Genomic DNA, 14,246 nt, shown 5'->3' with positions numbered 1-14,246 from the left:
GACCCGCACCGGGCCACCGCCGCTCCCCCGCCACCGGTACCTCCGTCGGCCTCCGCCGACCGGAGCTACCGGTACCCCCCCGACCGCTGCCGTCGCCGGGCCCGCAAGGCGGCGTCCACGGAGAACACGGAGGCGCCCGCGAGGACGAGGGGCAGCCAGGCCATCAGATAGGCGAGGTCGTTGCCGTAGTAGTAGGGGTCGGAGGCCCAGCTCACGGTCAGCCACAGGCTGAGCGAGATCAGCGCACCGCCCAGCGCGGCCAGGCGGGCGAGGATGCCGAGCAGGGTGCCGATACCGACGGCGAGCTCACCGAAGGCGATGGCATAGCCGAAGCCGACGGGATTCTTCAGGGACAGGTCGACCAGTGCGGGGATGGCCGAGGAGTCCCGGACGCTGCGCATCAGGTCGCCGACGGAGCCCGAGCCGGAGCTCTTCATGAAGGCGCTGTCGGTCAGCTTGTCCAGGCCCGCGTAGATGAAGGTGACACCGAGGAAAATGCGCAGTGGCACCAGGGCGTACTGGCTGATGCTGTCCCGCCAGGATCGTTCTTCGCCGTAGTAGGGGGCGTGCGTGTCCGTTCGAAAGCTGTGAGTCATCGCTTCGAGCCGCCTCTCACCAGCATGCCGAGACCCCTCATCAGACGATACGCACGAAGAGGCCGCGGCGTTCAATGCGATGTCGAGTTTCTGCGCGCCCCCGCCGCTCAGTCCGTCACATCGATCGCGTACCGATTCGTCTCCGCCCCCGCCGCCGTCACCACCTGTACCTCCACGCGGCCCGGCTCCACATCCGCCGGCACCGGCACGGTCAGCACCTCGTCCGTGGGGTTCCTGAAGCCCCCGGCCACCGGCACCAACGGCACGTGCACGTTCACCGCGCCGATCCGCACCACCATCCGGGACAGCCGATCCGCCCGCTGCGCCCCCGGCGGCACGAACCCGGCGCCCCGGATCTCGATGTCGTCGCCGGTACGGATCGGCCCGTCCAGATCCCCGGCCTCCCGCGACCGCACCACGGACAGGATCACCGGCCGCCCGCCCTCCGCGTACTTCCCCGCCACATAGGTGGCCGCGGACACCAGCACCACCACCGCCAGCCCCCACGGGAGATCGGGCAACTGATCCGGCCGCCGGGCCAGCCGTACACACGAGAACGCCAGGGCGACGGCGCCGATCACGACGTACTGAATGTCGGCGAAGGTCCCCCGTCCGGAGTCGTCCGTCAGCAGGTCGGCGGCGCGGGGCCGATCTGCCCGCACCTTCTGCAGCCGCTGCCCGAGCACTCGCAGCCCGACCACCCGTCGCACCAGCACGGCGATCCCGCAGACCACGGCGAGCACGGTCACCACACCCGCGCCGCGGGCGAGTTCGAGCCCGGAGAGCAGCGCATCGCGCTCACGACCGTCGGAGGCCGCGGCCAGCCGCCCCACCAGCAGCAGCACCGCATAGGCGACGAACAGCACCCACGCCACCGCGACGGCCCGCGAGGTGGACAGCCGGTTGTCCTCGCCGATGAGCGGCGCGAGCACCCCGCCCCGGGCCCGGTGGAACCAGGACGCCGCGGTCAGCGACCCCGCCACCACGAGCGCCGCGACCAGCCCGGCCGTGCGCGCCGCGGTCCATCCCGCCCCGATGGCCGTCAGCGCCTGGACGAGGAGCAGCACCACGACGAAGGCCCACACCGCGTACGCGGTTCGCCGCCACAGCCGCGCGAGCCAGGCGGCCCCCTCCGCACGCCCCCGCTCGGCCACGGCCTCCGCGGACTGGGTCAGTTCCTCCGAGACCCACTGCCGGGAGGCCGACGCGGAGTGCGCCACCGCCGCGGGCAGCCCCTGCCCGGCCGCGAACCCGTCCCGCATCAGGAGGAACTCGGCCACCGCGCGCCGATGCCCGGCCCGTGCCCCGTGCGGACAGTCCCCACAGGTGCAGCCGCCCTCGTGCGCACCGTAGGGTTCGCCCCCGTCCGCGCCGTGTCTCGCTTCCTGCACCGCCACGTCCGACGCCTGCCTTCCCACGACCCTCGTGACCCTCTGACCCCACATGACCTCGCGGCCGGACCGGCCGCAGATCCACAAACCCTCACGAAGAACCCCGGACAACTCCCCGGCGACAGCGAATTGTGCCCTATGGCACACCCTCCCCGTCCGGCAGGTCTGGTCAGCGCGGGTGAAGCGGGGCCCGCCGTGTTGACCCGGCTGCGAGAATTTCCGTATGGCCGAGATCATCCAGCGTGACGGGACCTGGGCCTTCGACGGCACAACGGTCAGAATCACGCCGGGACTCCACCGCTCCGTGCCACTGTTCCGGCAGACGTACGGCGAGGTCGCCGTGCCCCTGGAGGCGATTTCGGGCGTGGCGTTCGAGCCGGAACGCAAGCGTGGCCGGTTGCGGATGCGGCTGCGCGAGGGCGCGGACCCGCTTCTGCACGCGACCGGCGGACGCCTGCCGGACCCGGCGGATCCCTATCGGCTGATCGTGGACGTCGACCGCGCCGGGGTCGCCGAGTACGTGGCCGAGGAGATCCGCCGCGCCCTCCTCCTCGACCAGATCCCCAAGGAGCCGACGAAGACGTATCTGCTGCCCGGCCCGCCGGTCCCGGTCTCGGTGCGGTCCTCCGACGGCACGGTCTCCTTCGACGGCACCCAGGTCCGCATCGACTGGGCCGACACCTCCGACCGCGTCAAGCGCGCGACCGGCCCGCGGATCATCGCCGTGGGGGACCTCGTCCAGGTCGAGTGGCTGCCCAACTCCGGTTACGAGGACGGCTTCATGCGGTTCGTGACCCGCGAGACGTCCTTCTCGAAACTGCCGCCGGACAAGGACCCGTACGCCCTCGACCTGTGGGGCAGCACGCGCCGCGATCTGCTCACGGCCCTCGTCGCGACGGCGGTCACGGCCCGGCTGCCGCACCCGTCCACCCGCGGCGACCTCGCGTACGACGACGAGGGCGCCCGTCGTCCCCGGCTCGCCGCCGCCGTTCCCCCGTCGGCCGACCATCACGACGTACTCCTGCGCAGGCTGCGGGAGTTGGGTGAGCTGCACCGGGACGGGGTGCTGACGGACGAGGAGTTCGCGATGACCAAGGCCGCCGTACTGCGGGGCTTCTAGGTCCTGCGCGGTTTCTGGCTCCTGCGGGGCTTCTAGCTCAGCAGGTCCGGCTCGCTGCGGCTGATGTCCTGCCACGTCGGCTGATAGTTGATCCACGCCACCAGATCCCCGCCCAGTTGCTCCCGGGTCGCCACCGCCGCCCGGTGGTCGATGAGCACCGGCCGTCCCGCTGCCCGGGCGAGGAGCTGCACCTGGCTGGACCGTTCCATCGACAGGAACCACCAGGCCGCCGCGTCCACCGAGTCCCCGACGGTCAGCAGCCCGTGGTTGCGCAGCACCAGCGCCTTCCGGGACCCGAGCGCGGCGGCGATCCGGCGGCCCTCCTCGGCGTCGACGGCGACCCCGGTGTAGGCCTCGTACAGCGCGTGGTCCTCGTAGAAGGCGCAGCTCTCCTGGGTGAGGGGGTCCAGGAGCTCGCCGAGCGTGGACAGCGCCCGCCCGTGCACGGAGTGGCAGTGGGCGACGGCGACGACGTCGGGGCGGGCGGCGTGCACCTGGGAGTGCACGGTGAAGGCCGCCTGGTTGACGTGGTAGCGGCCGTCGAGCACCTGCCCGTCGGAGTTGGCGAGCACCAGGTCGCTCACGGTGACGTGCTTGAACGGCATGCCGAAGGGGTTGACCCAGAAGCAGTCGGTGAACTCCGGGTCGCGTGCGGTGATGTGCCCGGAGACCCCGTCCTCGAAGCCGAGCCGGCCGAAGATCCGCAGCGCGCCCGCGAGCCGTTCCTTGCGGTGCCGGCGTTCCTCCTCGACGGAGTCGTGCATCGGCGGCATCGCGAACTGCAGCTTCTCGGTGGGCAGCGGCATCGGCGGAGTGGGCCCGAGGGGCGTCTCGTGCATGTGCTCCTCCAGCACTGGGGTTGTTTACGGGGCGGAAGTTACCGTCGGTCAGCGCAAGAGAACAGGGGTGGTTTGTAAAGATGGCGCATGCAGTCAATACCCGACAGAAGATGTCGGGTATCGGCGGAACACTGACCGGTATGAACTGGGCAGCTTTCACCTCCGCGGAACCCGATCTCGCCAAGACCGTCGAAGAACGCTTCGGCGCCTTCACCCACCACGTCCTCGCGACCCTCCGCAAGGACGGCTCCCCCCGCACCACCGGCCTGGAGGTCCGCTTCCTGCACGGCGAACTCTGGCTCGGCATGATGCCCGACTCGCTCAAGGCGCTCGACCTGCGACGGGACCCGCGGTTCGCGCTCCAGGCGAACCCCGGGGAGGGACAGTCCATGGGCGGCGGCGACGTACGGATCGCCGGGCGGGCGGTCGAGGTCGAGGACGGCGACGCCAAGGGGGCGTACGTGACAGAGGTGGAACCGCCGGAGCCGTTCCACCTCTTCCGTACCGAGCTGACGGAGGTCGTCAGGACCTCCGTCGAGGACGAGAAGTACCTGGTCCTCCAGATCTGGAAGCCCGGTCAGCCCTTGCGCACGATCAAGCGCACCTAGGGCCTACTCCCACTCGATCGTCCCCGGCGGCTTCGACGTCACGTCGAGTACCACACGGTTGACGTCTGCCACCTCGTTGGTGATCCGCGTCGAGATCTTCGCGAGGACGTCGTACGGCAGCCTCGACCAGTCGGCGGTCATGGCGTCCTCGCTCGACACCGGGCGAAGGACGATGGGGTGGCCGTAGGTCCGGCCGTCGCCCTGGACGCCGACCGAGCGGACGTCGGCGAGCAGGACCACCGGGCACTGCCAGATGTCACGGTCGAGGCCGGCCGCGGTCAGCTCCTCGCGGGCGATGGCGTCGGCGTCGCGCAGCAGGTCCAGGCGCTCCTTGGTGACCTCGCCGACGATCCGGATGCCGAGGCCGGGACCCGGGAACGGCTGCCGCTGGACGATCTCGTCCGGGAGCCCGAGCTCCTGGCCGACCATCCGCACCTCGTCCTTGAACAGCTTGCGCAGCGGCTCGACGAGCTGGAACTCGAGGTCCTCGGGGAGACCGCCCACGTTGTGGTGGGACTTGATGTTGGCGGTGCCGGTGCCGCCGCCGGACTCGACCACGTCCGGGTAGAGCGTGCCCTGCACCAGGAAGGCCACCTCGGGGCCCGCGTCCGCGATGATGTCGGCCTGCGCCTGCTCGAAGACCCGGATGAACTCCCGGCCGATGATCTTCCGCTTCTCCTCGGGGTCGGAGACCCCCTTGAGCGCGGTCAGGAAGCGCTCCTCAGCGTCGACGACGACCAGCTTCACACCGGTCGCGGCCACGAAGTCCTTCTCGACCTGCTCGGTCTCGCCCTTGCGCATCAGGCCGTGGTCGACGTACACGCAGGTCAGCTGGTCGCCGATGGCGCGCGCGACCAAGGCAGCGGCCACTGCGGAGTCCACCCCGCCGGACAGACCGCAGATCGCGCGCTTGTCGCCGACCTGCTCGCGGATCAGGGCGACCTGCTCCTCGATCACGTTGCCGGTGGTCCAGTCCGGCTTCAGGCCGGCACCCCGGTACAGGAAGTGCTCCAGGACCAGCTGGCCGTGCGTGGAGTGCATGACCTCGGGGTGGTACTGGACGCCGTAGAGCTTCTTCTCGTCGTTCTCGAAGGCGGCGACCGGGACGACGTCCGTGGACGCGGTCACGGTGAAGCCCTCGGGGGCGGCGGAGCAGGCGTCGCCGTGGGACATCCACACCGACTGCTCGTCCGGGGTGCCCTCGAAGAGGGTCGAGCCGGACTTCGAGACGTGCAGCGGCGTACGGCCGTACTCACGGGCGCCGGTGTTGTCGACGGTGCCGCCGAGGGTGGTGGCCATCAGCTGGAAGCCGTAGCACATGCCGAAGACCGGGACGCCGGCCTCGAACAGCTCGCGGTCCAGGCGCGGGGCACCCTCCGCGTACACCGACGAGGGGCCGCCGGAGAGGATGATCGCCGCCGGGTTCTTGGCGAGCATCTCCGCGACCGGCATGGTGCTCGGCACGATCTCGCTGTAGACCCGGGCCTCGCGGACACGACGGGCGATGAGCTGGGCGTACTGCGCACCGAAGTCGACGACCAGGACGGTGTCGGGGGCGGCGGCGGGGTTCGCTGATGACACGGGTTGCCTTCCGGCGGTGAGCGAGGTGTGTGTGGGGCCGAGTCTACCGGGAGCCGCGGGCCCGGACCGGGGCCGAGCTCCGTCTCAGGATGCGAACCGGCTTGGACCCTCCCGAAGGGCCCGGCATACTGCTCCCATGCGCACGCAGACGACCTTCCTGTTTACCTATGGCACCCGGCCCGCCGGCTGCCATGGTCGTGCTGCTTGAGCAACTGACAAGCGACTTCCCAGGCGCCCCGGGCCGACAAGGTCCGGGGCGCCTGGTGTTTTCCGGACCTTGCCGCTCCGGGGCACCCGACCCCACCCAGGAGCCCTACGTGACCACCACACCGGAAGCGACCATCGCGGACGCCCGTGAGCGCATCGACGCGCTCGACGACCGGATCATCGGCCTGATCCAGGAACGGATGGCCGTCTCGTCCGTCGTCCAGCAGACCCGTATCGCCTCCGGCGGCCGACGGGTCCACCTCGCCCGCGAGATGGAGATCCTCGGCCGCTACCGCGAGGCGCTCGGCAGGCCGGGCACCTCCCTCGCCATGACGCTGCTCGAACTGTGCAGGGGTCGCATCTGAGTTCGAGCCCCGCCTCACCCGTACGGCGCGTGACCACGCACCGGGGCGCTTCGTTGGTGGTGGTGTCCGTGCCAGCCAGGGGCGGGCCCGCCAGAACCACGCGTGGCTCGCTGGAGCGATTGAGATGTACGGATCTTGCCGTGCGTCGTGGGACCTCGCTCCAGGAAGTGACCGGACGGCAGGGGACAGCAGCCCGGTCACCAAGAGAACGGCCGGCTCCGGGGACGCCCGGGGCCGACCGGCGGGACAAGTACCGGCACAAGGCTGGGTCAAACGGTTGCGGAGGCCGCGCCCATCCAGCACGATGCCTAGAAAGCCCCCAAGTCCCTCCGCAGACAACTGCATTCGCACTGCGTCGATGTACTGCCAAAGGTCCAGACCATTCGCGCGCCCCTTGTGCGCCGGGGCGCCGACCGGGAGCACGGCAGGTGGCAAGGACGCAGCGCACACCCGCATGGAGAGCAAGCGGCGCAACCCCCCGGCGCCGCTCCCAGGCACCGGCGCAGCCCTGACGTCGGTGCTGACGAAAGAAGGGCCCCACGGATCCGTCCCGTGGGGCCCTTCGCCTGGGTGGACTCAGACGCGGGACACCGTTCCGCAGCCTTCACCACGGTCCGGGTCGAGGTTCCGGCTGCGGTCGTACGGGTCCGTCGTCGGTCCCGTGGGGGCCGCCCCGGTCGGCTCCGCCGACGCGAAGTCCGGGTGCAGGTAGCCGTCGTAGACATCGCACGCCGAGTTGTTGATGTCCTGGTCCCAGTTCACGACCGAGAGCTTTCCCGGGGTCACCTGGTACCTGGCCGGGTCGGAGATCTCGACGTCGAGGACACGGCGGATGATCGTGCGGGTGACCTCCGTCGAACCGTTGGTCTGGACGACCGGGTAGACGAAGGTGTAGTCGGCGTGCACGGCCACCGAAGCGTGATCACCGGCCTTGAACGTCATCCGGCCGCGCGTCTTCACGACATCGCCGACCAGCCGGACCTCCTTGGGGTCGAAGCGGCTGAACATCCACAGCGGGTCGTGCTTCTCGTCCGGCTTGCTCAGGCCGGTCTCCAGGAGCCCACGGACGTCCTTCTGCACCGGGTCCAGGACGTCGAGCGCCGCCTTCGGGCGTTCGCCGCGCAGGGTGGCCGGGTCGAGGTTGGACTCGACCAGGAGCTTCCTGGTCAGCTCCAGGGCCTGCTCGGTCGTCGCCTTGGACCGGCCGCCGACCGCCTTCGCCTTCGGTACGGCGATCCCGGCGGCGCCGTCGGCCCAGCGCTTGGCGGGCGAGCCGGCGAACGGGTCGTCCAGGGTGGGGATCGCGGAGGCCTCGGCGGAGGGCGCGGCGGTCGGCGCCGCCGTCTCCTCGGGCAGCGGGGAGGACGCGGCCTCGGCGGAGGTTCCCCCACCGAAGGGGTCACCCGGCACCAGCGAGGGCTTCACCGCCACAACGGCGACCACGACCGCGACGGCGACACCGAGGACGCCCCACAGGCCACGCCGGCCCTTCTTCTGCTGCCGGGCCGGTCCGGTACGCCAGCCCTCCGGCAGTTCGCCGCGCGCTTCCTGTCGCCGCAGTCGCTCCGTCACCTCACGGGCCCGCGCGGAGGGTTCCTTGGGGGCGGAGTCTCGGATGTCCCGCTCCGAGTCACGGGCGAACCGTTCCCAGACGTCGTCGGGGATCTTGGGGTCTTCTGACACGTGGGTCAGTTCTAGGGCCTGGGAAAGCCCGTTCACAAGAAGAACCCATGTGTGACTCAGCCCACATAAGTTTTCTGTGAATGCCCGCACAACCATTCACAGGTGTCGCGGATCAAACCTCACGAACCACGGGCCCCACCCGCGCCCCACACGCGGAGGCCTCTCCCTGACGCGTGCCGCGGGAAACGCGGCACACCCGACTTCCGAGGTCTTCATGAAGCTTCGCCGTGCACTGGCCGCCGCGGCCGCGACCGCCGCGATAGCACCGCTGGCCCTGTTCGCCGCGCCGACCGCGTTCGCGGACGAGTCCCCCAGTGCGACCGCGACGGAGAGCACGCCCGCCTCCGACGCCACCACGACGGCCCCCGAGAGCACCCCGACGGACCCGGCGACGACCCCGGAGGCCCCGGAGAGCACGCCCGCCACCGGCGCTCCCTCGACTACCGCCTCCGGCTCGGCCACCGCGAGCACCAGCCCGTCCACGAGCCCGTCCGGCTCGGCCTCCGCCAGCAGCAGCCCCTCGCCGAGCGCGAGCGACGAGCCCGTCGACGAGTGCGAGGTCGACGAGGACGGCGCCCCGGTCCTCAACGACAGCGACGCGCTGCACAGCTCGCTGACCGGTCTGCCCGAGAGCATCGTGGCGGGCAGCGGCTGGACGAACTTCAAGTTCAACGTCAGCAACTCCGGCGACGACACGATCAAGGACATTCAGCCCATCGTCGGCGTCGGGGCGGTCGACTGGGACTTCGAGACGGACTACAGCGACCTGGTCACCCTGCAGGTGAAGCAGGGCGGCACCTGGGTCGACGTGGCCACGGAGTTCGGCGAGGGCGGCTCCTTCAACGCCTTCTCCCTCGACGGCGGTGACTCCCTCAGCTACCAGCTGCGCGTGAAGGTCGACCGCGAGGTCCCGAGCGCGATCGGCATCGCCATCGGTCTCGCCGAGTACTCGGACGACGAGGGCTGCTGGGTCTCCGACGACGAGAACGCCGGCATCTACTACTTCGAGGTCCTGCCGGCCGGCTCCAACCCCGGCAAGCCGAACGACTCCAAGCCGCAGACCGGCGGCAAGAGCCCCATCTCCGACGTCAACGACGTCGACGTGGACGGCCGGCTCGCCGAGACCGGTTCCAGCTCGGCCCTGCCGGTCCTCGGCCTGGTCGGCGGCTTCGCCGTCGTCGCCGGTACCGGTGTGGTCTTCGCGGTGAAGCGGCGCAAGGGTGCGACCGGCGCCCACGCCTGAGTCGTAGGGCCGTGAAAGCCGTACACACAGCTTGACCGCAAGAAAAAGAGAAGGACCTGTGCTCGGAGGGGGGTGCAGGTCCTTCTCTTTGGCGTTTTCCGGCTCTACGACTTCTTCGGCATCGCCGGCATCCCCAGGAACGGCAGCTTCAGAGCGCCGAAGGCCTCCGCCGGGACCGCCGGTGACCTGGGCTCGACGGGCTTCAGACGCTCGTACGCCTCGCCCTGCGCCGGACGCGGGTCCTGCTCGCCCTTGTTGGGCCAGTACGACATCGCCCGCTCCGCCTGCGCGGTGATCGTCAGCGAAGGGTTCACGCCGAGGTTGGCGGAGACCGCGGAGCCGTCCACGACCGAGATCCCCGGGTGGCCGTAGAGCCGGTGGTACGGGTCGATGACGCCGGTGTCGCGGGAGGAGCCGATGGGGCAGCCGCCGAGGAAGTGGGCGGTGAGCGGGGCGCCCATCAGCTCGCCGACGTTGGAGCCGGGGAAGCCGTTGATGTCGGCGGCGATCGCGGAAGCGGCCTCGGAAGCGGCCCTGATCTGTTTGGGGTTGGGGGCGCCGTGGCCCTGGCGGGCGGTGAGCAGCCCCTTGCCGACGCCGTCCGGTTTCAGGTACGTCGTCAGGGAGTTGTCCAGTGACTGCATGACCAGGCCGATGATGGTCTTCTCCGACCAGCGTCGGTTGGACAGGGAGCGCAGGACCAGCACGGGGTGGCGGGCCGCGTTCGCCAGCCAGGCCATGGCCCTCGACGAGCCCTCGGCGTACGGCACCTGGAGGATCGACAGGCCGCCCATCGAGTTGGAGCCCTTGCCGTAGCGGACCGGCTCGATGTGGGTGTTCTCGTCCGGGTGGATGGACGAGGTGATGGCGACGCCCTGGGTGAAGTCGACCTTCGGCACGCCGGTCGCCCTGCGGTAGCGGCGGTTGTCGGTCTGCGCGCCGACCAGGGCCTCGGAGTTGGTGCGGGTGAGCTCGCCCAAGCGGTCCGAGATGTACGGCAGTTGGCGGCCCGCCTTCATGCGGTGCAGGAGGGTCTGGGTGCCGTAGGTGCCGGCGGCGATGACGACCTGGCGGGCCTTGAAGACGCGGCCCTTCGCCTTGCGCCGCTCGCCGGTGGGGAGGGTCGCGACGGCGTAACCGCCCTGGGAGTCGTCGGTGACCGACACGACGGAGGTGAGGGGGTGCACGACCGCGCCCGCCTTCTCGGCGAGGTACAGGTAGTTCTCGTTCAGGGTGTTCTTGGCGCCGTGCCGGCAGCCGGTCATGCACTCGCCGCACTCGGTGCAGGCCTTGCGGGCGGGGCCGGCGCCGCCGAAGTAGGGGTCGTTCACCTGCTCGCCCGGTTCGGCCTTGGCCGCTCCGTCGGCGTCCTCGCCGTCGCCGAAGAACACGCCGACCGGGGCCATGTGGAAGGTGTCGCCGACGCCCATCCGCTCGGCGGCCGCCTTGAGGTGGACGTCCGAGGGGGTCATCGTCGGGTTGAGCCGTACCCCGAGCATGCGGCGGGCCTGGTCGTAGTACGGCGTCAACTCCTCCTGCCAATCCGTGATGTCACGCCACTGGGGGTCCTCGAAGAAGGGCTTCGGGGGGACGTAGAGGGTGTTGGCGTAGTTGAGGGAGCCGCCACCGACGCCGGCCCCCGCGAGGACCATGACGTTGCCCAGGAGGTGGATGCGCTGGATGCCGAACATGCCGAGTTTCGGCGCCCAGAGGTAGTTCTTCAGGTCCCAGGAGTTCCTGGGGAGGGTCTCGCGGGTGAAGCGGCGGCCGGCTTCCAGGACACCTACGCGGTAGCCCTTCTCGGTGAGGCGAAGGGCGGTGACGCTGCCGCCGAAGCCTGATCCGACGACGATGACGTCGTAGTCGTAGGTGTCCTGTGGCACGTGCTCTCCTCGTTGAGAACGGACTTCTACTTGAAGCGGAAGGCCTTCATCACCTTCAGGCTCCGGCTCATGAACTGCGCGTACTTCTCGTCGTCCATCCCCAGCGAGGGCGCCATCGGCAGCAGCCGCTGCTGGGCGACCGTCTGGGCCTCCGTGTACTTGAGGATGCCCTCGGAGCCGTGGCGGCGGCCGAGGCCGGAGTCCTTCATGCCGCCCATCGGGGACTGGACGCTGCCGTAGGCGGAGGCGTATCCCTCGTTGATGTTGACCGTGCCGGCCCGCACCCGCGAGGCGATCTCGCGGCCGCGCCTGCCGTCCTTCGTCCACACCGAGGAGTTCAGGCCGTACGGCGTGGAGTTGGCGAGCTCGACTGCCTCGTCCTCGGTCTTGAAACGGTAGAGGGAGACGACCGGGCCGAAGGTCTCCTCGGCGCACACGGCCATCGGCTCGGTGACGCCGTCGAGGATGGTCGGCTCGAAGAAGTAGGGGCCGACGTCCGGGCGGGCGACGCCACCGGCGACGACCTTGGCACCCTTGGACACGGCCTCCTCGACATGCCGGGTGACCGTCTCCAGCTGCCGCTCCCCCACCAGTGAGCCCATGTCGGCGCCGTAGGCGAGGGACTTGCCGAGCCGCATGGCCTTGGTGCGGGCGGCGAAGCGCTCCAGGAAGACGTCCGCGATCGACTCGTGGACGTACAACCGCTCGATGGAGATGCAGAGTTGGCCGGCCGAGGAGAAGCAGGCGCGGACGGCACCGGCGGCGGCCTTCTCGATGTCGGCGTCCTCCAGGACCAGCATGGCGTTCTTGCCGCCGAGTTCGAGGGAGACGCCGACCAGGCGGGCTGCGGCGCCCTGGGCGACCTCGCGCCCGGTGCGGGTGGAGCCGGTGAAGGAGACGTAGTCGGCGTGCCGGACGACCTCGGGGCCGACGACGGGACCGTCACCGAGGACGACCTGGAAGACCTCGGCGGGCAGCCCGGCCTCGACCAGCAGGTCGCGGGCCCACAGGGCGGTCAGGCAGGTCTCGGTGTCCGGCTTCATGACGACGGCGTTGCCCGCGACGAAGGCGGGGAGCGCGTCACCGACGGACAGTTCCAGCGGGTAGTTCCAGGGGGCGATCTGGCCGACGACCCCGCGCGGGTGGCGCAGCTCGGTGACCTTGGTGAGGGTCGGCACGGCGCCGGTGTGCCGCTTCGGCTTGAGATAGGCGGGCGCTTTACGGCCGTAGTGCCGCGCCGCCACGGCGACCGCCTGCACCTCCTCGTGGGCGTGCAGGCGCGCCTTGCCGGTCTCCAGCTGGATGAGGTCGAGGACCTCGGCCTGGCGTTCGAGGATCAGGTCGTGGAAGCGGAGCAGGACGGCGGCGCGCTGCCGTACCGGGGTGCGCTCCCACACCGCCTGTGCCCGGCGGGCCGCCTCGAAGGCCTTCTCCACGTCCTCGGGCGTCGACTCGGGCAGGTCGGCCAGCTTCTCGCCGGTGAACGGCGTGTGGTTCGCGGTACGGCCGGACCCGGTCACGCCCTTGGTGAGCTGGGCGACCAGCTCCGGGGTGACCACGTCGGCCGCGGTACGGGCACCCGCCGGGGCGGGGGCTAGGGGGTTCGTGCCGGTCTTGGCCGGGGCCTGCGCGTCCGTCATGAGCCGCAGGGTATTCGGGAGCGGGAGCTTTGGGTACCCGTCGGTAACGGGCGTTCACGACGTACACACACCTTGCCAGTGATGACTGGCGGTGAATGTGCTGATCAAGGGGTTGGGCGGGGACGATCAGCCGCGTTCGGGTTTTTTCTGAAGCAGGAGGCCGAGGGCGGAGAGGGCCGTGAGGCGACGGGGTTCATGGGCCGCGGTGGTCGGCTCGGGGACGTCGGCAGGGGGCAGCACGGGGGTGGGTGCCGGGGCTTCCGCGGCCGGAGGTGAGGCGAGCGCTTCCCCGGCCGGAGGTGCGGCTTGCGCGGCCCACTCCGGGAGGCTCGTCCCTGCGACCTCGGCCAGCACCTCGGCGGCCTCCGCCGCAGCCGGCCGTGCCTCCGGTTCGGCGGCGAGGAGCCGGTCCAGCAGCCGGCCTAGGGAACCGCTCTCCGCGATCCCGCCGCCCGCCACGGCCGAGCGGAGCAGCGCACCCAGCGACCACAGATCGGAGGCGGGACCCGCACCCCGCCCCGAGACGCACTCCGGGGCGACGAAACCGACGGCGGCCCCCTCGGCGTTGCCCTGCCCGGTGGCGCCGATGCCGAAGTCGGTGACGACGACACGCTCGCCGCCGGCTTCGAGGAGGACGTTGGACGGCTTCAGGTCGCGGTGGACGATGCCCACGCGGTGGGCGGCGTGCAGCGCACCGAGGACGGCGAGCCCGACCCGGGCGGCCTCGGCGTTGGCCAGCGGTCCCCGTCCGGCGAGGGCGGCCTCCAGCGACTCGCCCTCCACCAACTCCATGACGATCCAGGGCAGTTCGTCTTCGAGGAGTACGTCGTGAATGGCGACGGCCGCCGGATGGTCGACCCGCGCGGCGGCACGGGCCTCGTGCGGCAGCCGGTGCACGGCCCGCTGCCGCTCCTCGTCCTCCGGATCCCCGCTCAGCCGGGGCTCCTTGACGGCGACATACCGCTCGCCCTGCTCGTCGCGAGCCCGCCACACCGTGCCGTTCGGCCCGGAGCCGACCCGCTCGACAAGCCGGTAACGCCCACCGATCAGACGTCCGCCGGGCGGGTGTTCGCCGTCTTCGCTCATGGCA

The 14,246-nt window shown here is 70.8% G+C and carries 12 protein-coding genes; 4 read left to right on the top strand and 8 right to left on the bottom strand.

Annotated elements, in window-relative coordinates; genetic code table 11:
• Positions 1-65: 65 nt before the first annotated feature.
• On the bottom strand, positions 66-596 hold the full coding sequence (locus BFN33_RS27955) for a DoxX family protein (RefSeq protein WP_069762888.1): 531 nt from the start codon (positions 594-596) through the stop codon (positions 66-68).
• 107 nt (positions 597-703) lie between these two features.
• Entirely contained in the window at positions 704-1,993 is a 1,290-nt protein-coding gene (locus BFN33_RS27950; protein ID WP_069762925.1) for a hypothetical protein, read from the bottom strand.
• Positions 1,994-2,210: 217 nt separating this feature from the next.
• On the opposite strand from BFN33_RS27950, the gene BFN33_RS27945 reads away from it, so the two are divergent.
• Positions 2,211-3,107 (top strand): DUF4429 domain-containing protein, encoded by an 897-nt coding sequence (locus tag BFN33_RS27945; RefSeq protein WP_069762887.1) that lies wholly within the window; start codon positions 2,211-2,213, stop codon positions 3,105-3,107.
• Between the two features lie 32 nt (positions 3,108-3,139).
• Here the strand turns inward: BFN33_RS27945 and BFN33_RS27940 are convergent, their stop codons facing one another.
• Entirely contained in the window at positions 3,140-3,946 is an 807-nt protein-coding gene (locus BFN33_RS27940) for a class II aldolase/adducin family protein (protein ID WP_069762886.1), read from the bottom strand.
• A gap of 140 nt (positions 3,947-4,086) precedes the next feature.
• Between BFN33_RS27940 and BFN33_RS27935 the strand changes: the two genes are divergently transcribed.
• Positions 4,087-4,554, top strand: coding sequence for a pyridoxamine 5'-phosphate oxidase family protein (locus BFN33_RS27935; RefSeq protein ID WP_069762885.1), 468 nt, complete (start codon positions 4,087-4,089; stop codon positions 4,552-4,554).
• Positions 4,555-4,557: 3 nt separating this feature from the next.
• Here the strand turns inward: BFN33_RS27935 and guaA are convergent, their stop codons facing one another.
• The gene (gene guaA, locus BFN33_RS27930) at positions 4,558-6,135 is read right to left on the bottom strand and encodes a glutamine-hydrolyzing GMP synthase (protein ID WP_069762884.1); all 1,578 of its coding nucleotides are present in this window, start codon (positions 6,133-6,135) and stop codon (positions 4,558-4,560) included.
• 317 nt (positions 6,136-6,452) lie between these two features.
• On the opposite strand from guaA, the gene BFN33_RS27925 reads away from it, so the two are divergent.
• Positions 6,453-6,707 (top strand): chorismate mutase, encoded by a 255-nt coding sequence (locus tag BFN33_RS27925; protein ID WP_069762883.1) that lies wholly within the window; start codon positions 6,453-6,455, stop codon positions 6,705-6,707.
• Positions 6,708-7,283: 576 nt separating this feature from the next.
• Here BFN33_RS27925 and BFN33_RS27920 read toward each other — a convergent pair.
• Complete coding sequence (locus BFN33_RS27920; RefSeq protein ID WP_069762882.1) at positions 7,284-8,426, bottom strand: hypothetical protein; 1,143 nt, start codon at positions 8,424-8,426, stop codon at positions 7,284-7,286.
• Positions 8,427-8,604: 178 nt separating this feature from the next.
• On the opposite strand from BFN33_RS27920, the gene BFN33_RS27915 reads away from it, so the two are divergent.
• The gene (locus BFN33_RS27915; RefSeq protein ID WP_069762881.1) at positions 8,605-9,633 is read left to right on the top strand and encodes an LPXTG cell wall anchor domain-containing protein; all 1,029 of its coding nucleotides are present in this window, start codon (positions 8,605-8,607) and stop codon (positions 9,631-9,633) included.
• 104 nt (positions 9,634-9,737) lie between these two features.
• Here BFN33_RS27915 and BFN33_RS27910 read toward each other — a convergent pair whose 3' ends face one another.
• From BFN33_RS27910 to BFN33_RS27900, 3 genes are all read right to left on the bottom strand, one after another.
• Complete coding sequence (locus tag BFN33_RS27910) at positions 9,738-11,516, bottom strand: GMC oxidoreductase (RefSeq protein WP_069762880.1); 1,779 nt, start codon at positions 11,514-11,516, stop codon at positions 9,738-9,740.
• Between the two features lie 26 nt (positions 11,517-11,542).
• Entirely contained in the window at positions 11,543-13,156 is a 1,614-nt protein-coding gene (locus BFN33_RS27905) for a succinic semialdehyde dehydrogenase (protein WP_069762879.1), read from the bottom strand.
• A gap of 126 nt (positions 13,157-13,282) precedes the next feature.
• A complete protein-coding gene (locus BFN33_RS27900; protein ID WP_069762878.1) occupies positions 13,283-14,242 on the bottom strand; it encodes a serine/threonine-protein kinase in 960 nt (319 codons plus the stop codon).
• Between the last annotated feature and the right edge of the window lie 4 nt (positions 14,243-14,246).

The sequence above is a fragment of the Streptomyces sp. LUP47B genome (assembly GCF_001746295.1).
Taxonomy (GTDB): Bacteria; Actinomycetota; Actinomycetes; order Streptomycetales; family Streptomycetaceae; genus Streptomyces.
The sequence above is the reverse complement of the archived record's forward strand: the minus strand, read 5'-3'. Positions and strand labels throughout refer to the sequence as shown.